The sequence below is a fragment of the Streptomyces sp. NBC_01244 genome, from assembly GCF_035987325.1.
GTDB lineage: Bacteria > Actinomycetota > Actinomycetes > Streptomycetales > Streptomycetaceae > Streptomyces.
Genome location: NZ_CP108488.1, coordinates 6119921 through 6139864 on the forward strand (window position 1 = coordinate 6119921; position 19944 = coordinate 6139864).

Here is a 19944-nt window from a genome sequence, read left to right on the forward strand (position 1 = left end):
CACGTCAACGACGTTGCTCAGGGGGCATTCTGTCCTGCCAAGTGAACGATTGGGGGCGGCTATCGGCCGGAGCGGCGCCCGATCTTGTTCCCCAGCCACACCAGCGGGTCGTACTTGCGGTCCACGGCCCGCTCCTTCAGCGGGATCAGGGCGTTGTCGGTGATCTTGATGCCCTCGGGGCAGACCTCCGTGCAGCACTTGGTGATGTTGCAGTAGCCGAGTCCGTGCTCCTCCTGCGCCGTGCGCTTGCGGTCCAGGCCCGCCTCGGCCGCCGCGTCCAGCGGGTGCATGTCCAGCTCCGCCACCCGCATCAGGAAGCGCGGACCGGCGAAGGCCACCTTGTTCTCCTCGTGGTCGCGCACCACGTGACAGGTGTCCTGGCACAGGAAGCACTCGATGCACTTGCGGAACTCCTGCGAGCGCTCCACATCGATCTGCTGCATCCGGTACTCGCCCGGCGCCACCCCGGCGGGCGGCACGAAGGCGGGCACCTCGCGCGCCTTCTGGTAGTTGAAGGACACGTCCGTCACCAGGTCGCGGACGACCGGGAAGGCCCGCAGCGGGGTCACGGTGATCGTCTCCTCGCGGGAGAAGGTCGACATGCGCGTCATGCACATCAGCCGCGGCCGCCCGTTGACCTCCGCACTGCACGAACCGCACTTGCCCGCCTTGCAGTTCCACCGCACCGCGAGGTCGGAGGCCTGGGTGGCCTGGAGCCGGTGGACGATGTCCAGGACCACCTCCCCGTCGTGCACCTCCACGGTGAAGTCGCGCAGCTCACCGCCCTCCGCGTCGCCCCGCCAGATCCGGAACGCGGCATCGTAGCTACTCACTCGTAGAGCTCCTCTTCGGCGAGGTACTTGACCAGCTCTTCCTTCTCGAAGAGCGCGAGCAGGTCGGATCGGATGGGATCGGTGCGCACCCGGGTCAGCTCGATCCGGTCCGCGGCCGGATCCGAGGGAGCGGGGTCGACGGGCCGGCACAGCAGGTTCACCGGCCGCCAGGACCGCTCCATCGCCGGGCAGTCCTCGCGGGTGTGCCCGCCCCGGCTCTCGGTGCGTTCCAGGGCGGCGCGAGCCACGCATTCGCTGACCAGCAGCATGTTGCGCAGGTCCAGGGCCAGGTGCCAGCCCGGGTTGAACTGCCGGTGCCCCTCGACCCCGGCCCGGGAGGCCCGTACGCGCAGGGCCGAGAGCTTCTCCAGCGCCTGGGCCATCTCGCCCTCGCGGCGGATGATCCCGACGAGGTCGTTCATGGCCGTCTGGAGCTCCTGGTGCAGGGTGTACGGGTTCTCCGCGCCCTCGGCGGCATGGAACGGGGCCAGCGCCTCCGCGGCCGCCGCGTCGATCTGCGCCTGGGACACCTCGGGCCGCCCGCCCACGGCCGGGGCGTCGCGCGCCGCGTACTCGGCGGCGTGCAGTCCGGCCCGGCGGCCGAAGACCAGCAGGTCGGAGAGGGAGTTCCCGCCGAGGCGGTTCGAGCCGTGCATCCCGCCCGCGACCTCACCGGCGGCGAACAGGCCCGGCACCCCGAGGGTGGCGGCCGTATCGGACTCGACCGCGATGCCGCCCATCACGTAGTGACAGGTCGGGCCGACCTCCATCGGCTCGGCGGTGATGTCCACGTCCGCCAGCTCCTTGAACTGGTGGTACATCGACGGGAGCCGCCGCTTGATCTTCTCGGCCGGCATCCGGGTGGACACGTCGAGGAACACCCCGCCGTGCGGGGATCCGCGCCCGGCCTTGACCTCGGAGTTGATGGCGCGGGCCACCTCGTCGCGGGGGAGCAGCTCGGGCGGGCGCCGGTTGTGGTCCGGGTCCTCGTACCAGCGGTCGCCCTCCTCCTCGGACTGCGCGTACTTCTCCTTGAAGACGTCCGGGATGTAATCGAACATGAACCGCTTGCCCTCGCTGTTGCGCAGCACCCCGCCGTCGCCGCGCACCGACTCGGTGACGAGGATCCCCTTCACCGAGGGCGGCCAGACCATGCCGGTCGGGTGGAACTGCACGAACTCCATGTTCAGCAGCGGGGCCCCGGCGAGCAGGGCCAGCGCGTGGCCGTCGCCGGTGTACTCCCAGGAGTTGGAGGTGGTCTTGAAGGACTTCCCGATCCCGCCCGTGGCGAGCACCACCGCGGGGGCCTCCAGGACGAAGAACCGCCCGGTCTCGCGCTCGTAGCAGAAGGTCCCGGACACCCGCTCCCCGTCCTTCAAGATCCGCGTGACCGTGCACTCCTGGAAGACCTTGAGCCGGGCCTCGTAGTCCCCGTACTCCTTGAAGTCCTCCTGCTGGAGCTGGACGATCTTCTGCTGGAGGGTGCGGATCAGCTCCAGCCCGGTCCGGTCGCCGACGTGCGCGAGCCGCGGGTACTCGTGCCCGCCGAAGTTGCGCTGCGAGATCTTCCCGTCGGGCGTGCGGTCGAAGAGCGCGCCCCAGGTCTCCAGCTCCCAGACCCGGTCCGGGGCCTCCTTGGCGTGCAGCTCCGCCATCCGCCACTGGTTCAGGAACTTGCCGCCGCGCATGGTGTCGCGGAAGTGCACCTGCCAGTTGTCGCCCTCGTTGACGTTGCCCATGGAGGCGGCGATGCCGCCCTCCGCCATCACGGTGTGGGCCTTGCCGAAGAGGGACTTGCAGATCACGGCCGTACGGGAGCCCCGCTCGCGCGCCTCGATGGCGGCCCGCAGGCCGGCGCCGCCCGCGCCGACCACGACCACGTCCCACTGCTGCCGTTCCACTTGGGTCATCTAGAAGATCCTCGGGTCGGTGAAGGCGCCGCTGGCCAGCAGGTACACGTAGAAGTCGCACAGGGCCACGCTGATCAGCGAGGCCCACGCCAGCTGCATGTGACGGGAGTTGAGGCGGCTGATCCAGCCCCACAGGCGGTAGCGGACCGGGTGCTTGGAGAAGTGCTTGAGGCGGCCGCCCATGATGTGCCGGCAGGAGTGGCAGGACAGCGTGTACGCCCAGATCAGCCCGATGTTGAGGAGGAACAGCAGGGTTCCGAGGCCCATGTGGCCCCACGCGTAGTTCTCGTCGCGGAAGGTCAGCACGGTGTCGTAGGTGAGGATGCCCGCGACCGGCAGCGCCGCGTAGAAGAAGTACCGGTGCATGTTCTGGAAGATCAGCGGGAAGCGGGTCTCCCCGCTGTACGAGCTGTGCGGCTCGGCGACGGCGCAGGCGGGCGGCGAGGCCCAGAAGCCCCGGTAGTAGGCCTTGCGGTAGTAGTAGCAGGTCAGCCGGAAGCCGAGCGGGAAGACCAGGATCAGCAGCGCGGGGGACAGGCCCCACCAGCTGCCGAGGAGGTCGAGGTTCGGGCCGCCGCGCATCTCCTCGCAGTTCTCCGCGAGACACGGGGAGTAGAAGGGCGAGACGTACGGCGCCGCGTAGTAGTCGTCGTTGGCGAAGGCCCGCCAGGTCGAGTACACGATGAAGGCGAGCAGCCCGGCCGCGGTGCCGGCGGGGGAGAGCCACCACCGGTCGGTCCGCAGGTGCCGGGCCTCGATCGCGGCCCGCGAGGCGTCGTGGACGCCGCCGGGCCGCTGTGGGGATGGTTGGGTGCCTGTGGCCAAGAGGGACTCCGGGTGGAGTGATGAGGGGTGCCCCGGAGGCCCGGCCGCCCGTCGCTGCGGGTGACCGGGTCCGGTGGGGCGGGTGGGGTGTGCGGGAGGGGCCGGTCAGGGAGCGCGGCGGTCGCGGGCGCCGAGACCTTCGTCGTCGACGTCCGTCCACAGCGCACTGTCGTACGGGGTGTCCGGGACGCTGACCATCGCGCCCTCGCCGGGGGGCCGGGAGGCGGTCGGTGCCGGACGGGCCGTGTTCGCGACGTCCCGCTCGAGCTGCTCCACCGAGCGGACCAGCTCGTTCAGGTTGCGCCGTACGGCGGTCAAATCGTCTTGCAGGGACATGATTTGCCCTCACTTCCGCTGAGGTGCGGTGGCAGCGCTCATGTGCGCCTGCGAGTGTCGCGCCTCCCGTCCCCCGTTGTGAAGGGACGTGCAGCGATTGCGGGCGCGCAGGCGTGAACTGTGCGCCCCTCCCTGCTCCCATTTTCATCCCTCTTACGGGGGAACGCCCGCCCGGAAAGCAAGCCGGATTGGTCCGCACGGGTGGGGTTCGCGGCGTGGCGGGGGTCGGCTGCGGCGGGTGTGGCGGGGTGTCGATTTCAGTGGGTTTCGGCACCCAGTGTGATCAGCTCCATATACCGCCGAACGTGATCAAAACATCCCCTTTCACAGCTCCCCCCACGCCCCGTCCCGGAGGTACCACCCATGTCCCAGAGAAGGCGCAGGTCCTTGGCGCTCCTGACCTCGGGAGTTCTTGCACTGCCGCTGCTCGCGGGCTGCGGCGCGGGTGAAGACGAGGGCGGCCCGGCCGCCGCCGGACAGGACATCGCGGCCGCCACCCGCGACAAGGTCGCCGACGGCGGGGTGCTGCGGTGGGCCGTGGACTCCATGCCGGGCACCCTCAACGCCTTCCAGGCCGATGCGGACGCCACCACCAACCGGATCGCCGGGGCGGTACTGCCCCAGCTGTTCGTACTGGACGGCAAGGGGCGGCCGGTGGCCAACCCCGACTACCTGGAGAAGGCCGAGGTCGTCGAGCGGGAGCCCAAGCAGGTCGTCCTGTACAAGCTCAACCAGCAGGCGGTCTGGAGCGACGGCCGCGAGATCGGCGCCGCCGACTTCGTCGCCCAGTGGCGGGCCCTGAACGGCAAGGACTCCGCGTACTGGACGGCGCGCAACGCCGGCTACGACCGGATCGAGAAGATCGAGCGCGGCAAGACGGACCTGGAGGTCAAGGTCACCTTCGTCAGGCCGTACGCCGACTGGCGCTCCCTCTTCAGCCCCCTCTACCCCAAGCAGGTCACCGGCACCCCGGAGAGCTTCAACGAGGGGGCCCGGGGCGCCCTGAAGGTCACCGCGGGCCCCTTCGGCCTGGGCGCCATCGACAAGAAGACCGGTACGGCCTCGCTGACCCGCAACCCGCGCTGGTGGGGCAGCCCCGCCAAGCTCGACACCCTGGTCCTCACCGCGGTGCCCCGCTCCGAACGCCCGGCCGCGCTGGCCGCCGGCAAGCTCGACCTGGCGGAGATCGACCGCACCGGGGCCGACCGGATCGCCCTGGCCCGCCGCGCGGCCGCCAAGGCCGACGGGGCCCACGGCCCGGCCGCCTCGGTGACGGCCGCGCAGGCCACCCTGTCGTGGGCGCTCGCCTTCGGAGCGGACGAGGACAAGGCCAAGGAGGCGCAGGCCATCCGCCAGAAGCACGCGGAATCGGTGAAGCGGTACGCCGAGGAGCAGAGCGCCCTGCGCGGATTCGCCGTCCGCAAGTCCCTGGAGCCCGCTTACACGCAGCTCGCGATGAACGGCGCGAGCGGCCCGCTCGCCGACGAGCGGGTACGCCGCGCCGTGGCCCGCGCCCTGGACCGCCAGGCGCTCGCCGACATCGTCCTCAAGCCCCTGGACCTGCCCGCGAAGCCGGTGGGCAGCCACCTCGCGCTGGCCGGGCAGCAGGCGTACGCCGACAACAGCGATGCCCTCGGCGGCCAGGACACCCAGGCCTCGCAGGCCCTCCTCGCGGACGCCGGCTGGCGCCGGGGCGGCAAGATCACCGAGCCGGCGGGCGCGAAGGCGGGCTCGGAGGCCGCCGAGGGGACGGACGACTCCAAGACCCCGGCGGTCCCGGCAGCGGGCCCGGGCACCGGGAACGACGGCCTCTACATCGTCGGCCAGGACGACGGCAAGCCCGGCGACGCCGCCCGCGCCGCAGTCGCCGCCCTGCGCGCAGCCCACCCCGACGACCGTCCCGAAGGCCCCGAGGACCCGGCCGGCACGGACCTGCCCGAAGGCCGGTACAAACACCCCGCCCAAGACGGCGAGATCGTCGACGCCGACGCCTTCGCGGAGGCGGAGAGCGGGCAGAACCGGCCCTCCCCGGTCCTCGCACCGGCCCCGTTCGCGGCCCTCCAGGAGCAGTCCCTGCGCACCCAGGCCGAGGCCCAGGCCGACGCCGTGGACGACGGCAAGCGCAGCCCGGCCCTGGACGCCGAAGCCGCGGCCGAACCGGCGGACGTCCAGGCGAGCACCGCCCCGGCCCCCGCCAAGCAGGCCGTGCGCACCTCCGGCAACGTGCTCGCCAAGGACGGCAAGGCGCTCACCCTGCGCTTCGTCCTGCCGGCCGGCCCCGGCTCGGAGGCGCTGCGCACGGTCGGCGAGCGGATCTCGCAGATGCTCCGGAAGGTCGGCGTGCAGACCGAGCTGACCAAGGTGGCCGACGAGAGCTTCTTCAAGGACCACATCGCCTCGGGCCAGTACGACCTGGCGCTCTACTCGTGGCCCGCGACCGCCTACCCGGCCACGGACGCCCGGCCCATCTTCGCCAAGCCGGAGCCGGCCGCCGACGGCTCGCTGCTGGTCGAACAGAACTACACGCGGGTCGGCACCGACCACATCGACCAGCTCTTCGACCAGGCGCTCGGTGAGCTGGACGAGGCGGCCGCCCGCGAGCTGATGCGCAAGGCGGACGCCCGGATCTGGGCGACGGCCGGCTCCATCCCGCTCTACCAGCGCCCCGAGCTGGTGGCCGTGAAGCCCGGCCTCACCAACGCGGGCGCCTTCGGCCTCGGAGCCCCGCGCTACCAGGACATCGGCTGGAAGAAGCCGGCCGCGGCGAAGAAGAGCGACAAGAAGAAGTGATGACGAAGCGGTGCATCCGGGGTTGATTCGAAGGTTCCAAGCTCAGATGTGACTCAAGTCCCTTGCCCGCCGGATCACCCGGCGGGCAAGGTCGTACGTACCCGTTGACCCGCGTGTTTACCGGCTCCACCCATGGCCGGGTCCCCCCACCCAGGACCCCGCCGTGCTCAGTCGTCCGGCCTCTTGACAGACCCCCCGGCAGGCGGTTCCCGCCAGCCGACGTACGATGGGGTAAGGCCGTGGCAGGTTTTCCGCCCGGTCGAGGCGCGCGTGCCGGACCGTACGCGTCGCCATCCACGATCCCGGGAGAAGCGCCGAAGTGCCCACGCGCCACGACATCCGTAACGTCGCCATCGTCGCCCACGTCGACCATGGCAAGACGACCATCGTCGATGCCATGCTCAAGCAGGCCGGTGCCTTCGCCGCCCACCAGCACCTCGACGACCGCATGATGGACTCGAACGACCTGGAGCGTGAGAAGGGCATCACGATCCTCGCCAAGAACACGGCGGTGAAGTACCACCCGAAGGACGGGTCGGCCCCGATCACGATCAACATCATCGACACCCCCGGCCACGCCGACTTCGGTGGTGAGGTCGAGCGCGGTCTGTCGATGGTGGACGCCGTCGTTCTGCTGGTGGACGCCTCCGAGGGTCCCCTGCCGCAGACCCGCTTCGTCCTGCGCAAGGCCCTGCAGGCGAAGATGCCGGTCATCCTCTGCATCAACAAGACGGACCGTCCGGACTCCCGGATCGACGAGGTCGTCAACGAGACGTACGACCTCTTCCTCGACCTGGACGCCGACGAGGAGCAGATCGAGTTCCCGATCGTCTACGCCTGTGGCCGTGACGGCGTGGCCTCGCTGACCAAGCCCGAGGACGGCACCGTCCCCGCGGACAGCGACAGCCTGGAGCCCTTCTTCTCCACCATCCTGGCGCACGTTCCGGCCCCGGTGTACGACGAGGAGGCCCCCCTTCAGGCCCACGTCACCAACCTGGACGCGGACAACTTCCTCGGCCGCATCGCGCTCGTGCGCGTCGAGCAGGGCGAGCTCCGCAAGGGCCAGACCGTCGCGTGGATCAAGCGTGACGGCACCATCTCCAACGTCCGCATCACCGAGCTGATGATGACCGAGGCGCTCACCCGCAAGCCGGCCGAGGTGGCGGGCCCGGGTGACATCTGCGCGGTCGCCGGTTTCCCCGACATCATGATCGGCGAGACCCTGGCCGACCCGGAGAACCCGATCGCGCTTCCGCTGATCTCGGTCGACGAGCCGGCGATCTCCATGACCATCGGCACGAACACCTCCCCGATGGTCGGCCGCGGCGGCAGCGGCAAGGGCGCGGACGCCAAGTCCGCGGTCAAGGACCGCAAGGTCACCGCCCGCCAGGTCAAGGACCGTCTGGACCGCGAGCTGGTCGGCAACGTCTCGCTCCGCGTCCTCGAGACCGAGCGTCCCGACGCCTGGGAGGTCCAGGGCCGTGGTGAGCTCGCGCTCGCCATCCTGGTCGAGCAGATGCGCCGCGAGGGCTTCGAGCTGACCATCGGCAAGCCGCAGGTGGTCACGCAGGAGATCAACGGCAAGGTGCACGAGCCGGTCGAGCGCATGACGGTCGACGTCCCCGAGGAGCACATGGGCGCGGTCACGCAGCTCATGGGCGTCCGCAAGGGCCGCATGGACAACATGTCGAACCACGGCTCCGGCTGGGTCCGCATGGAGTTCGTCGTCCCGTCGCGCGGCCTCATCGGCTTCCGTACCGAGTTCCTGACCGGTACGCGCGGCACGGGCATCGCCCACTCGATCCACGAGGGCCTCGAGCCGTGGTTCGGCCCGCTGGTGACCCGTAACAACGGTTCGCTGGTCGCCGACCGCTCCGGGTCGGTCACGCCGTTCGCGATGATCAACCTGCAGGAGCGCGGTGTCCTGTTCACCGAGCCCGGCACCGAGGTGTACGAGGGCATGATCGTCGGCGAGAACTCCCGCGCCGACGACATGGACGTGAACATCACCAAGGAGAAGAAGCTCACCAACATGCGTGCGGCTTCCGCGGACAACACCGAGAACGTGGTGCCCCCGCGCAGGCTCTCCCTGGAGCAGTCCCTGGAGTTCTGCCGCGACGACGAATGCGTCGAGGTGACCCCGGAGGCCGTCCGCATCCGCAAGGTCGTCCTGGACCAGAAGGACCGCTCGCGCACCGCGTCGCGCGCCAAGTCCGGCAAGTAGTCGCGTAGGACCTAGGTCACACCCGGGTCCTGCCCGGTACGGGCTTTAGTGAACAGCCCCCTCCGTCACGTACACCGTGACGGAGGGGGCTGTTCGCTTTTGTCAAGCGGATTATTTCGGTCCGGTGTCCGCATACCGACCGTGACACTCCGGAAGAAGAGCTAACAGTCCGTTTCGTTCATGTCTGTCTCCTATCCGTTTGTCCGGATTTCGGGTTTTAGCCGTAGTGCGATGTTGTGAAAACGAGACCACTTAAGTGTGGTTTACGGTCAGGCAGTCCCTGAGGATGGCTCCATTGAGCTCGGGTCAATGGGTCACACGCTGTGGGGAGCGTCGACTCACGAGCACACTCGGGACACCGGTCCTATCGCCGTCAGGGGTGTCGGCGAAGCACACCTGTGTCCTTCACATCAGACAGTGGACTCATGAGGAGGAAACCCATGCGCGGTGCCAAGAGCGCCAAGTGGGTAACGGGCGCGATTGTCGTCGCCCTGGCAGCGACTGCCTGTGGCGGCGGTGGCGGCAACGACGCCGGCGCCAAGGGTGAGGTTGACCCGAACGGCATCTACTCGATCGAGGTGGGCGAGCCGGAGAAGCTTCTCCAGCCGGCCGACACGATGGAGTCCAACGGCTCGATCGCGATGTCTGGTCTGTTCTCCCAGCTCGTCGACTACGACGCCGACGGCAAGATCGTCAACGTCAACGCCGAGTCGGTCACGACCACGGACAGCAAGCTGTGGACCGTCAAGCTCAAGCCGGGCTGGACCTTCCACGACGGCACCAAGGTGACCGCCGAGTCCTACGTCAAGGCGTGGAACTGGGCCGCGAACATCAACAACAAGCAGGGCAACGCGTCCTGGTTCGCCGACATCAAGGGCTTCGAGGCCCTGCACCCCGAGGCCGAGGGCGCCAAGCCCACCGGTGACGCGCTCGAGGGTCTGAAGATCGTCGACGAGAACACCTTCACCATCGAGCTCAACGGCGCGGTGCCGTACTTCGCGTACAAGCTCGGCTACGAGGTCTACTCCCCGCTGCCCGCCTCGTTCTACGCGGACCCCGCGGCCGCCGGTGAGAAGCCGGTCGGCAACGGCCCGTACAAGTTCAAGTCGTGGGAGCACAAGAAGCAGATCGAGCTCACGCGCTTCGACGACTACAAGGGTGTCGACAAGGCGAAGAACGGCGGTGTGATTCTCAAGAACTACACCACCCTCGAGACCGCCTACGAGGACCTGAAGTCGGGCAACGTCGACGTCCTGCGTCAGATCAGCCCGAAGGACCTCCCGGTCTACCGCGCCGACCTCGGTGACCGCGCCGTGGACCAGGCGTACTCCGCCGTCCAGACGCTGGCCATCGCGTACTACGCCGACCAGTGGAAGACCCCGAAGCAGGTCTCCCCGAAGGTCATCCAGGGCCTGTCGATGGCGATCGACCGCGACACCATCACCAAGACCGTGCTCCAGGGCACCCGTGAGCCGGCGACCGGCTGGGTCGCCAAGGGCGTCCTCGGCTACACGCCGACCGGTTCCGGTGACGTGACCAAGTTCGACCCGGCGAAGGCCAAGGCCCTCATCACCGAGGGCGGCGGCGTCCCGAACAACGAGATCTTCATCCAGTTCAACTCGGATGGCGGTCACAAGGAATGGGTCGAGGCCGTCTGCGGCAGCATCACCTCGGCCACCGGCGTCAAGTGCACCGGTGACGCCAAGCCGGACTTCCAGGCCGACCTCCAGGCCCGCAAGTCCAAGCAGGTCAAGTCGATCTACCGCTCCGGCTGGGTCCTCGACTACCCGGTGAACGCCAACTTCATCAGCGACCTGTTCCGTACGGGCGCCGGCGGCAACCAGGGTGGCTTCACCAGCCCCGAGCTCGACGCCAAGATCGCCGCGGCCGACAGCGCCGCGACCCTCGACGAGTCCGTGAAGGCCTACCAGGCCATCGAGAAGGAACTCGTCAACTACATGCCTTCCATCCCGCTCTGGTACTACAAGGTCAACGCGGGCTACTCCGAGAAGGTCCAGAACGTGAAGTACGCCCAGGACGGCGACCCGATCCTCGACCAGGTCGAGGTCAAGAAGTAAGTCCTACCGCGTAATTCCTTTCGACGGATGTGGGCCGGCGGGGAGCCGGCCCACATTCGGGCCTACATGCAGCGCCCGGGGGGCCCTTTCGCGACGCAGTGACGGAACCGTCACGCGCGTGCGTGGCGAAAGGGCCCGTCCGGCTGCGCCTGCCGCATCTTCTACGGAGGCATGATGGGGCGCTATGTCGCACGACGACTGCTCCAGATGATCCCGGTCTTCTTCGGGACGACCCTGCTCATCTTTTTGATGGTGTACAGCCTGCCCGGCGATCCCGTGGCCGGACTCTTCGGGGACAAGGGCACCGACCCCGCAACGCTGGCCGCCCTGCGTCACCAGCACGGTCTGGACCTGCCGCTCTGGCAGCAGTACTGGAACTACATCACCGGCATCCTGTTCCACTTCGACTTCGGGTCCCAGATCCGCAGTGGACGTGAGATCACCGAAGTGGTCGGGGCTGCGTTCCCGGTCACCCTGCGCCTGGCCTTCCTGGCCTTCGCGATCGAGATCGTCCTGGGCCTGGCCCTCGGGATCGTCGCCGGCCTCAAGGCCGGCAAGTGGGCGGACAACCTGATCCTCGTCCTCACCCTGCTGATCATCTCGATGCCGGTCTTCGTCCTCGGCTTCATCGTCAAGTCGGTGTTCGCCTTCCAGCTCGGCTGGATCGAGCCGAACGTCAGCAACGACGAGACCTGGGGCGAACTGCTCGCGCCGGCCATCGTGCTGGGCTCGCTCTCGCTCGCCTACGTGGCCCGCCTGACCCGCACCTCGATGGCCGAGAACCTGCGCGCGGACTACGTCCGCACCGCCGTGGCCAAGGGCCTGCCCAAGCGCCGCGTCATCGGTGTGCACCTCATGCGCAACTCGATGATCCCCGTCGTCACGTTCCTCGGCACCGACATCGGCGCCCTGATGGGCGGTGCCCTCGTCACCGAAGGCATCTTCAACGTCCACGGCGTCGGCGGTCTGATCTACGAATCGGTCGTCCGCCGCGAAGGCCAGACCGTGGTCGGTGTCGTCACCGTCCTCGTCGTGGTCTACCTGATAGCCAGCCTGCTCGTCGACCTCCTCTACGCGGTCATGGACCCGAGGATCCGGTATGCCTGATCTGACCAAGACCGACATCGTGGCGGCCGAGACCTCCGCGGCGCCCGGCGCCCCGGTGGAGCCGGTGAAGGCCGAGAAGGCCCGCAGCCTCTGGGGCGACGCCTGGGCCGACCTGCGTCGCAACCCGTACTTCGTCATTTCCTCGGCGCTGATCTTCGTACTCCTCGTGATCGCCGCCTTCCCGGGCTGGTTCACCAGCATCGACCCCACCAAGGGCGACCTGGTCCACCACTTCCTCGGCAAGCCGGAACTGAGCAAGGTCGGCTCTCCCGAGTGGCTCGGCTGGGACGGCCAGGGACGCAGCGTCTACGCGCGCCTCGTCTACGGCACCCGCGCCTCGGTCATCGTCGCGGTCTCCGTGACCGCGATCGTCACCGTGCTCGGCAGCATCACCGGCATGATCGCCGGCTACTTCGGCGGCGTGACCGACGCGATCATGTCGCGCATCACCGACATCTTCTTCGGCATCCCGTTCCTGCTCGGCGCGATGGTCGTCCTCCAGGCCTTCACCGACCGCACCGTGTGGACGGTCGTCTTCGCCCTGGCCTTCCTCGGCTGGACGCAGATCAACCGCGTCATGCGCGGAGCGGTCATCACCGTGAAGCAGGCGGACTACGTGCACGCCGCCAAGGCGCTGGGCGCAGGCACCACCCGGATCCTGTTCCGGCACATCCTGCCGAACGCCATGGCTCCGGTGATCGTGGTCTCCACGATCGCGCTCGGCGGATACATCGCGGCGGAGGCCACCCTGTCCTACCTGGGTCTCGGCCTCGCCTCCCCGACCATCTCGTGGGGCGTGGACATCTCCGCCGGTGCTTCGCAGATCCGAGTGGCCCAGCACATCCTGCTGTACCCCTCGATCATGCTCAGCATCACCGTCCTCGCCTTCATCATGCTCGGCGAAGCGGTCCGCAACGCCCTCGACCCCAAGCTGCGCTGAGGAGGGCGTAAGTGATCACCATGGACAACACCTCCAGCCTTCCCTCCCCGCGTGACGGGGACCCGCAGACGCCGCTCCTCGAGGTGCGCGACCTGCACGTCGAGTTCCACACCCGCGACGGTGTGGCCAAGGCAGTCAACGGCGTCAACTACAGCGTGAGCGCCGGCGAGACCCTCGCCGTGCTCGGCGAGTCCGGCTCCGGCAAGTCCGTGACGGCCCAGGCCATCATGGGCATCCTCGACATGCCCCCCGGCAAGATCCCGCAGGGAGAGATCCTCTTCCGCGGCCAGGACATGCTCAAGATGAGCTTCGAGGAGCGGCGCAAGCTGCGCGGCCGGAAGATCGCCATGATCTTCCAGGACGCCCTGTCCTCCCTGAACCCGGTGCTCACCGTCGGCTACCAGCTGGGCGAGATGTTCCGCGTCCACGAGGGCATGTCGAAGAAGGACGCCCGGGTCAAGGCCATCGAGCTGATGGAGAAGGTCAAGATCCCGGCGGCGAAGCAGCGGGTGGACGACTACCCGCACCACTTCTCCGGCGGTATGCGCCAGCGCATCATGATCGCCATGGCGATCGCGCTGGAGCCCGACCTGATCATCGCGGACGAGCCGACCACCGCCCTGGACGTCACCGTCCAGGCCCAGGTCATGGACCTCCTCGCGGAGCTCCAGCGCGAGCTCAACATGGGCCTGATCCTGATCACCCACGACCTCGGCGTGGTCGCCGACGTCGCGGACAAGATCGCGGTCATGTACGCCGGCCGGATCGTCGAGACCTCCCCGGTCCACGAGATCTACAAGCGCCCGGCGCACCCCTACACGCGCGGCCTGCTGGACTCGATCCCGCGCCTGGACCAGAAGGGCCAGGAGCTCTTCGCGATCAAGGGCCTGCCGCCGAACCTGCTGCGCCTGCCCTCCGGCTGCTCGTTCAGCCCGCGCTGCGTCGCCGCGCAGGACGTCTGCCGGTCCGAGATCCCCGCCCTGCAGCCCGTCAGCGAGCAGGACGGCAGCGAGCTGGCCGGCCGTCACAGCGCCTGCCACTTCTGGAAGGAGCAGCTCCATGGCTGAGCTCACCAACGCCCCCGTGCGGGAGCCGATCCTCCAGGTCCGCGGCCTGGTCAAGCACTTCCCGCTGACCCAGGGAATCCTCTTCAAGAAGCAGGTCGGCGCCGTCAAGGCCGTCGACGGGATCTCCTTCGACCTGTACCAGGGCGAGACCCTGGGCATCGTCGGCGAGTCCGGCTGTGGCAAGTCCACCGTCGCCAAGCTGCTGATGAACCTGGAACGCGCCACCGCCGGCGAGGTCTTCTACAAGGGCCAGGACATCACCAAGCTGTCCGGCCGCGCCCTGAAGGCCGTGCGCCGCAACATCCAGATGGTGTTCCAGGACCCGTACACCTCGCTGAACCCGCGCATGACGGTCGGCGACATCATCGGCGAGACCTACGACATCCACCCCGAGGTGGCCCCCAAGGGCGACCGGCGCCGCAAGGTGCAGGAGCTCCTGGACGTCGTCGGTCTCAACCCGGAGTACATCAACCGGTACCCGCACCAGTTCTCCGGCGGCCAGCGCCAGCGCATCGGCATCGCCCGCGGCCTCGCGCTCAACCCGGAGATCATCATCTGCGACGAGCCGGTCTCCGCGCTCGACGTATCGGTGCAGGCCCAGGTCATCAACCTGATGGAGAAGCTGCAGGAGGAGTTCAACCTCTCCTACATCTTCATCGCGCACGACCTGTCGATCGTCCGGCACATCTCGGACCGCGTCGGTGTCATGTACCTCGGCAAGATGGCCGAGATCGGCACCGACGAGCAGATCTACGAGCACCCGACCCACCCGTACACCCAGGCGCTGCTCTCCGCGGTGCCGGTGCCGGACCCGGCCGCCCGCGAGGGCCGCGAGCGGATCATCCTCACCGGTGACGTCCCCTCGCCGGCCAACCCGCCGTCGGGCTGCCGCTTCCGCACCCGCTGCTGGAAGGCCGAGGAGAAGTGCTCCGTCGAGGAGCCGCTGCTCGCCATCCCGGAGCGCTTCCAGGGCGTCAAGTCGCTGGCCGCGCACGAGTCGGCCTGCCACTTCGCGGAGGAGAAGGCCGTCCTGGCCGTCTGACCTCCCGTAGCGACACCACAGGGCGCCCGTCACCGGATCTCTCCGGCGGCGGGCGCTCCGTCGTTCGCGCAAGCGCCGCGCACGGAAAGCCGGTTGCGGGCCCGCCCCGGCGGGTCCGACAGTGATCTGATGACCGACATGCTGACCGTACGCCCCGCCGGGCCCGGAGACGCCGAGGACATCTGCGCTCTCCTCAACGCCATCGACCTGCTGGAGATCGGCCGCCCGGAAACCGACCTCGGCGCCGTCGAAGCCGATCTGCACCATCCCGACGTCGACCTGGCGAAGGACTCCTGGCTCGCCTTCGAAGGCGGCCGGCTCCTCGCCTACGCCCTGGTGTGGGCCGACTCCGGCCCCGGCCGCGTCGACTCCGAGCACTACGTCCTGCCGGGACGCGGCGCGGCCGCCGTCCGGCTGCTGGACCTGATGGAGGTACGGGCCCGCGAGCTGGCCGCCGGCGCCTCGGACGCGGTCCTGCGACTCCAGCTCAACGCCCGCCCGACCCTCGACGTCGGCCTGCTGTCCGGCCGCGGCTATCGCACGGTGCGCCGCTACCAGGTGATGACCCGTGCACTGGACCCGGCCGACCCGCCCCCGTCCCCTCCCGCAGGGCTCACCCTTCGCCCCTGCGACGGTGACGAGAGCGAGCGACGCCGCGCCCACGCCCTGATCGAGCAGACCTTCGCCGCGCACTTCGGGCACGTGGACCGCCCGTACGAGCCCTGGCTCGACCACATCGACGGCCGGGGCCTGGACTGGTCGCTCGTGTGGATCGCCGCGCTGCCCGGGGAAGGCGACGTAGGCGTCCTGCTGACCCGGGACGACCGCACCAGCATGGGATGGTTCAGCCACATCGGCGTCGCCGAGGCCGTGCGCGGCCGGGGCGTCGGAGGCTTCCTGCTGCGCCACGGCTTCGCCGCCTACGCTGCCCGCGGCCGCACCGCCGTGGGCCTCGGCGTGGACACGGCCAACGAGACCGGCGCGCTCGCGCTGTACGAGGCGCACGGCATGACGATGCACTACGCGGTGAACACCTGGCAGCTCGCTTTGCACTCGCAGGGGTGACAGGCGGGCGGCGCGAGGGTGCAATCGGTCCAACGAGGAGTGTGCCTGACCCCACATGGGGTGACATTGGGCCCTAAGTGAGTCTTGGGATCCAGTAGGAGGCACTCCATGCGCGGAGCCACCCACGCCAAGTGGGCCGCATGTGCGGCGGCCGTCGCCCTCGCGGCGACCGCCTGCGGCGGCGGAAGCGACAGCGGCGGAGGCGGCGCGGAGGGCATCGTCAGCTCCTCGTGGGGCGACCCGCAGAACCCGCTGGAGCCCGCCAACACCAACGAGGTCCAAGGCGGCAAGGTCCTCGACATGATCTTCCGGGGGCTCAAGCGGTACGACCCCGAGACCGGTGAGGCGAAGAACTTCCTCGCCGAGAAGATCGAGACCACCGACAGCCAGAACTTCACGATCACGCTGAAGGACGGCTGGAAGTTCAGCAACGACGAGCCGGTCACCGCGCAGTCCTTCGTGGACGCCTGGAACTACGGCGCGGACGTCACCAAGAAGCAGAACAACTCGCCCTTCTTCTCCGACATCGTCGGCTACGCGGACGTCCACCCCGAGAAGGGCGACCCCAAGACCAAGACCATGTCCGGCCTGGTCGTCAAGGACCCCAAGACCTTCACGGTCGCCCTCAAGGAGAAGTTCTCCACCTGGCCCGAGACCCTCGGCTACCAGGCGTTCTCCCCCCTGCCCAAGGCCTTCTTCACCGACCACGAGGCCTGGCTGAAGAAGCCCGTCGGCAACGGCCCCTACACGGTGGACTCGTACACCAAGGGCACCGGCATGAAGCTGCGCAAGTGGGACGCCTACACGGGGGAGGACAAGGCGGTGAACGGCGGAGTGGACCTGAAGGTCTACACCGACAACAACACCGCCTACACCGACCTGATCTCCGGCAACCTCGACCTGGTCGACGACGTCCCGGCGCAGCAGCTCAAGAACGTCGCGAACGACCTCGGCGACCGCTACATCAACCAGCCGGCCCTCATCATCCAGACCCTCACCTTCCCGCTGTACGACCCGCAGTGGAGCAAGGAGGGCATGGACAAGGTCCGCCGCGGCATCTCGATGGCGATCAACCGCGACGAGATCACCAAGCAGATCTTCCGCGAGACCCGCACCCCGGCCAAGGACTGGACCTCCCCGGCCCTCGGCGACAAGGGCGGATTCTCCGCCACCGCCTGCGGCGAGGCCTGCTCCTTCAACCCCACCGAGGCCAAGAAGCTCATCCAGGAGGGCGGCGGCCTGCCCGGCGGCAAGGTCTCGCTGACCTCCAACGTGGACACCGGCTCGCACCGCGAGTGGATGGACGCCGTCTGCAACAGCATCAACAACGCGCTCGGCGAGGGCCCGGTCTGCACGGTCAACCCGATCGGCACCTTCGCCGACTTCCGCAACCAGCAGAGCAGCTTCAAGCTGACCGGCCCGTTCCGCTCCGGCTGGCAGGCCGACTACCCCCTGATCCAGAACTTCCTGGAGCCGCTCTACTACACCGGCGCGTCCTCCAACTACGGCAAGTTCAGCAACCCGGAGTTCGACAAGCTCGTCGACGCCGCGAACCGCGAGAGCGACGCCGCCAAGGCGACCGGCCTCTTCAAGGACGCCGAGAAGATCCTCGCCGAGCAGATGCCGTCCATCCCGCTCTGGTACCAGAACGGCAGCGCGGGCTACGGAGAGCGCGTCTCGGACGTGAAGCTCAACCAGTTCAGCGTCCCGGTGTACGACCAGATCAAGGTCAGCTGACCCGCCTTCGGATCGAACCTGGAGCAGTCCATGGGACGTTATGTGATCCGGCGACTGCTCCAGATGATCCCCGTGTTCATCGGCAGCACGTTCCTGATCTTCTTCATGGTGTATGCACTCGGTGACCCGGTCGCCGCCCTCTTCGGAGACAAGGCCCCCGACCCTGCCACCGCCGCACGCATCCGCAAGGACCTCTACCTCGACCAGCCCCTGTGGAAGCAGTACCTCCACTACATGGGCCAGATCTTCCAGGGCGACTTCGGCACCGCCTTCAACGGCCAGAAGGTCACCGAACTCATGGCCTCGGCCTTCCCGGTGACCCTGCGCCTGACCATCGTCGCGATCGCCATCGAGATCGTCGTCGGCATCACCCTCGGCGTGATCAGCGGCCTCAAGCGCGGCAAGTCCATCGACAGCGGCGTGCTGGTGCTCACCCTCGTCGTCATCTCGGTGCCCACCTTCGTGACGGGCTACCTCCTCCAGTACGTCTTCGGCGTCAAATGGGGCTGGGTGCGGCCCACCGTCTCCCCGGACGCCCCCTTCAGCGAGCTGATCCTGCCCGGCATCGTGCTCGCACTGGTCTCCCTCGCCTACGTCACCCGCCTCACCCGGACCTCCATCGCCGAGAACGTCAAGGCCGACTACGTCCGCACCGCCGTGGCCAAGGGCCTGCCCAGACGCCGGGTCATCACCCGCCACCTGCTGCGCAACTCGCTGATCCCCGTGGTCACCTTCATCGGCACCGACATCGGCGCCCTCATGGGCGGAGCCATCGTCACCGAGCGGATCTTCAACATCCACGGCGTCGGCTACCAGCTCTACCAGGGCATCCTGCGCAACAACTCCCCGACGGTGGTCGGCTTCGTGACCATCCTCGTGATCGTCTTCCTGCTGGCGAACCTGCTCGTCGACCTGCTCTACGCGGTCCTGGACCCGAGGATCCGTTATGCCTGAGCCCGATCCCGAGCGCGCCGCCTACGACCCGCTGGGACCCGGCCCCCACGAGTCCATCGCCCCCACCGGCCAGGGCGGGGCCATGGATCTCGCCCTGGAAGAGGGGGAGTCCCTGGAGAAGGAACTCGGGGCAGGCCCGGCAGGCCCCGCAGGCCCCCAGGAGCTGCATCCATCAGCCGCCTCCGGCGGACGGGCCCGCTCCCTGTGGTCCGACGCCTGGCACCAGCTGCGCCGCAACCCCGTCTTCCTCGTCTCCACCCTGCTGATCCTCTTCCTCGTGGTCATCTCCATCTGGCCCCAGCTCATCGCGAGCGGCGACCCGCTCCAGTGCGACCTGTCGAAATCGCAGCAGGGCTCCTCCCCGGGCCACCCCTTCGGCTACGACACCCAGGGCTGCGACGTGTACACCCGGACCGTCTACGGGGCCCGTGCCTCCATCACCGTCGGCATCTGCGCCACACTCGGCGCCGCCCTCCTCGGCTCCGCGCTCGGCGGGCTCGCCGGGTTCTTCGGCGGCTGGGGCGACGCGCTGCTCTCCCGGGTCGCCGACATCTTCTTCGGCATCCCCGTGGTCCTCGGCGGCCTGGTCTTCCTGTCCGTGGTCACCAGCACCACCGTCTGGCCCGTCGTCGGCTTCATCGTGCTGCTCGGCTGGCCCCAGCTGGCCCGCATCGCCCGCGGCTCGGTCATCACCGCCAAACAGAACGACTACGTCCAGGCCGCGCGGGCGCTCGGCGCCGGCAACGGCCGGATGCTGCTGCGGCACGTGGCGCCCAACGCCATCGCGCCCGTCATCGTCGTCGCCACCATCGCGCTCGGCACCTACATCGCGCTGGAAGCCACCCTGTCCTTCCTCGGCGTGGGCCTGCGCCCGCCCACGGTCTCCTGGGGCATCGACATCTCCAACGCCGCCTCACAGATCCGCAACGCCCCGCACATGCTGCTCTACCCGGCGGGCGCGCTCAGCGTGACCGTGCTCGCGTTCATCATGCTCGGCGACGCGGTGCGCGACGCCCTCGACCCCAAGCTGCGCTGA

Annotated in this window: 15 protein-coding genes; 11 read left to right on the forward strand and 4 right to left on the reverse strand. The window is 68.8% G+C overall.

The window, feature by feature from the left end; translation table 11 throughout:
• Window positions 1-59 precede the first annotated feature (59 nt).
• From OG247_RS27730 to OG247_RS27745, 4 genes are all read right to left on the reverse strand, one after another.
• Window positions 60-833 carry a succinate dehydrogenase/fumarate reductase iron-sulfur subunit gene (locus tag OG247_RS27730; protein ID WP_327254774.1) on the reverse strand — a complete coding sequence of 258 codons (774 nt, stop codon included), beginning with the start codon at window positions 831-833 and terminating at the stop codon, window positions 60-62.
• Entirely contained in the window at window positions 830-2743 is a 1914-nt protein-coding gene (locus tag OG247_RS27735) for a fumarate reductase/succinate dehydrogenase flavoprotein subunit (RefSeq protein WP_327254775.1), read from the reverse strand. The genes OG247_RS27730 and OG247_RS27735 overlap by 4 nt, the downstream gene beginning before the upstream one ends.
• Entirely contained in the window at window positions 2744-3568 is an 825-nt protein-coding gene (locus OG247_RS27740) for a hypothetical protein (protein ID WP_327254776.1), read from the reverse strand.
• Window positions 3569-3673: 105 nt separating this feature from the next.
• Window positions 3674-3904 (reverse strand): hypothetical protein, encoded by a 231-nt coding sequence (locus OG247_RS27745; RefSeq protein ID WP_327254777.1) that lies wholly within the window; start codon window positions 3902-3904, stop codon window positions 3674-3676.
• Between the two features lie 363 nt (window positions 3905-4267).
• Between OG247_RS27745 and OG247_RS27750 the strand changes: the two genes are divergently transcribed.
• The 11 genes from OG247_RS27750 to OG247_RS27800 all read left to right on the forward strand — a co-directional run bounded on the left by OG247_RS27750 (window position 4268) and on the right by OG247_RS27800 (window position 19944).
• Window positions 4268-6694 (forward strand): ABC transporter family substrate-binding protein, encoded by a 2427-nt coding sequence (locus OG247_RS27750; protein ID WP_327254778.1) that lies wholly within the window; start codon window positions 4268-4270, stop codon window positions 6692-6694.
• A 319-nt stretch (window positions 6695-7013) separates the two neighbouring features.
• Entirely contained in the window at window positions 7014-8918 is a 1905-nt protein-coding gene (gene typA / locus OG247_RS27755) for a translational GTPase TypA (RefSeq protein ID WP_327254779.1), read from the forward strand.
• A gap of 440 nt (window positions 8919-9358) precedes the next feature.
• Window positions 9359-10996, forward strand: coding sequence for a peptide ABC transporter substrate-binding protein (locus OG247_RS27760; protein ID WP_327254780.1), 1638 nt, complete (start codon window positions 9359-9361; stop codon window positions 10994-10996).
• Between the two features lie 174 nt (window positions 10997-11170).
• The gene (locus OG247_RS27765; RefSeq protein ID WP_327257651.1) at window positions 11171-12103 is read left to right on the forward strand and encodes an ABC transporter permease; all 933 of its coding nucleotides are present in this window, start codon (window positions 11171-11173) and stop codon (window positions 12101-12103) included.
• Window positions 12096-13043: an ABC transporter permease gene (locus OG247_RS27770; protein ID WP_327254781.1), complete on the forward strand. Its 948-nt coding sequence runs from the start codon at window positions 12096-12098 to the stop codon at window positions 13041-13043. The genes OG247_RS27765 and OG247_RS27770 overlap by 8 nt, the downstream gene beginning before the upstream one ends.
• 20 nt (window positions 13044-13063) lie before the next feature.
• Window positions 13064-14110 carry an ABC transporter ATP-binding protein gene (locus tag OG247_RS27775; RefSeq protein ID WP_442813663.1) on the forward strand — a complete coding sequence of 349 codons (1047 nt, stop codon included), beginning with the start codon at window positions 13064-13066 and terminating at the stop codon, window positions 14108-14110.
• Window positions 14103-15152, forward strand: coding sequence for an ABC transporter ATP-binding protein (locus OG247_RS27780; protein WP_327254783.1), 1050 nt, complete (start codon window positions 14103-14105; stop codon window positions 15150-15152). Before OG247_RS27775 ends, OG247_RS27780 begins: the two co-directional genes overlap by 8 nt.
• Before the next feature lie 129 nt (window positions 15153-15281).
• Window positions 15282-16217, forward strand: a complete 936-nt coding sequence (locus OG247_RS27785; protein WP_327254784.1) for a GNAT family N-acetyltransferase — start codon at window positions 15282-15284, stop codon at window positions 16215-16217.
• 108 nt (window positions 16218-16325) lie between these two features.
• Window positions 16326-17954 (forward strand): peptide ABC transporter substrate-binding protein, encoded by a 1629-nt coding sequence (locus OG247_RS27790; RefSeq protein ID WP_327254785.1) that lies wholly within the window; start codon window positions 16326-16328, stop codon window positions 17952-17954.
• 30 nt (window positions 17955-17984) lie between these two features.
• On the forward strand, window positions 17985-18908 hold the full coding sequence (locus tag OG247_RS27795; protein WP_327254786.1) for an ABC transporter permease: 924 nt from the start codon (window positions 17985-17987) through the stop codon (window positions 18906-18908).
• Entirely contained in the window at window positions 18901-19944 is a 1044-nt protein-coding gene (locus tag OG247_RS27800) for an ABC transporter permease (protein WP_327254787.1), read from the forward strand. The genes OG247_RS27795 and OG247_RS27800 overlap by 8 nt, the downstream gene beginning before the upstream one ends.

Coding starts and splice junctions, on each gene's coding strand:
- OG247_RS27735 (WP_327254775.1), bottom strand. CDS start 2,743: ATGACCCAAGTGGAACGGCAGCAGTGGGACGTGGTCGTGGTCGGCGCG.
- OG247_RS27745 (WP_327254777.1), bottom strand. CDS start 3,904: ATGTCCCTGCAAGACGATTTGACCGCCGTACGGCGCAACCTGAACGAG.
- OG247_RS27750 (WP_327254778.1), top strand. CDS start 4,268: ATGTCCCAGAGAAGGCGCAGGTCCTTGGCGCTCCTGACCTCGGGAGTT.
- OG247_RS27760 (WP_327254780.1), top strand. CDS start 9,359: ATGCGCGGTGCCAAGAGCGCCAAGTGGGTAACGGGCGCGATTGTCGTC.
- OG247_RS27765 (WP_327257651.1), top strand. CDS start 11,171: ATGGGGCGCTATGTCGCACGACGACTGCTCCAGATGATCCCGGTCTTC.
- OG247_RS27770 (WP_327254781.1), top strand. CDS start 12,096: ATGCCTGATCTGACCAAGACCGACATCGTGGCGGCCGAGACCTCCGCG.
- OG247_RS27775 (WP_442813663.1), top strand. CDS start 13,064: ATGGACAACACCTCCAGCCTTCCCTCCCCGCGTGACGGGGACCCGCAG.
- OG247_RS27780 (WP_327254783.1), top strand. CDS start 14,103: ATGGCTGAGCTCACCAACGCCCCCGTGCGGGAGCCGATCCTCCAGGTC.
- OG247_RS27785 (WP_327254784.1), top strand. CDS start 15,282: ATGACCGACATGCTGACCGTACGCCCCGCCGGGCCCGGAGACGCCGAG.
- OG247_RS27790 (WP_327254785.1), top strand. CDS start 16,326: ATGCGCGGAGCCACCCACGCCAAGTGGGCCGCATGTGCGGCGGCCGTC.
- OG247_RS27795 (WP_327254786.1), top strand. CDS start 17,985: ATGGGACGTTATGTGATCCGGCGACTGCTCCAGATGATCCCCGTGTTC.
- OG247_RS27800 (WP_327254787.1), top strand. CDS start 18,901: ATGCCTGAGCCCGATCCCGAGCGCGCCGCCTACGACCCGCTGGGACCC.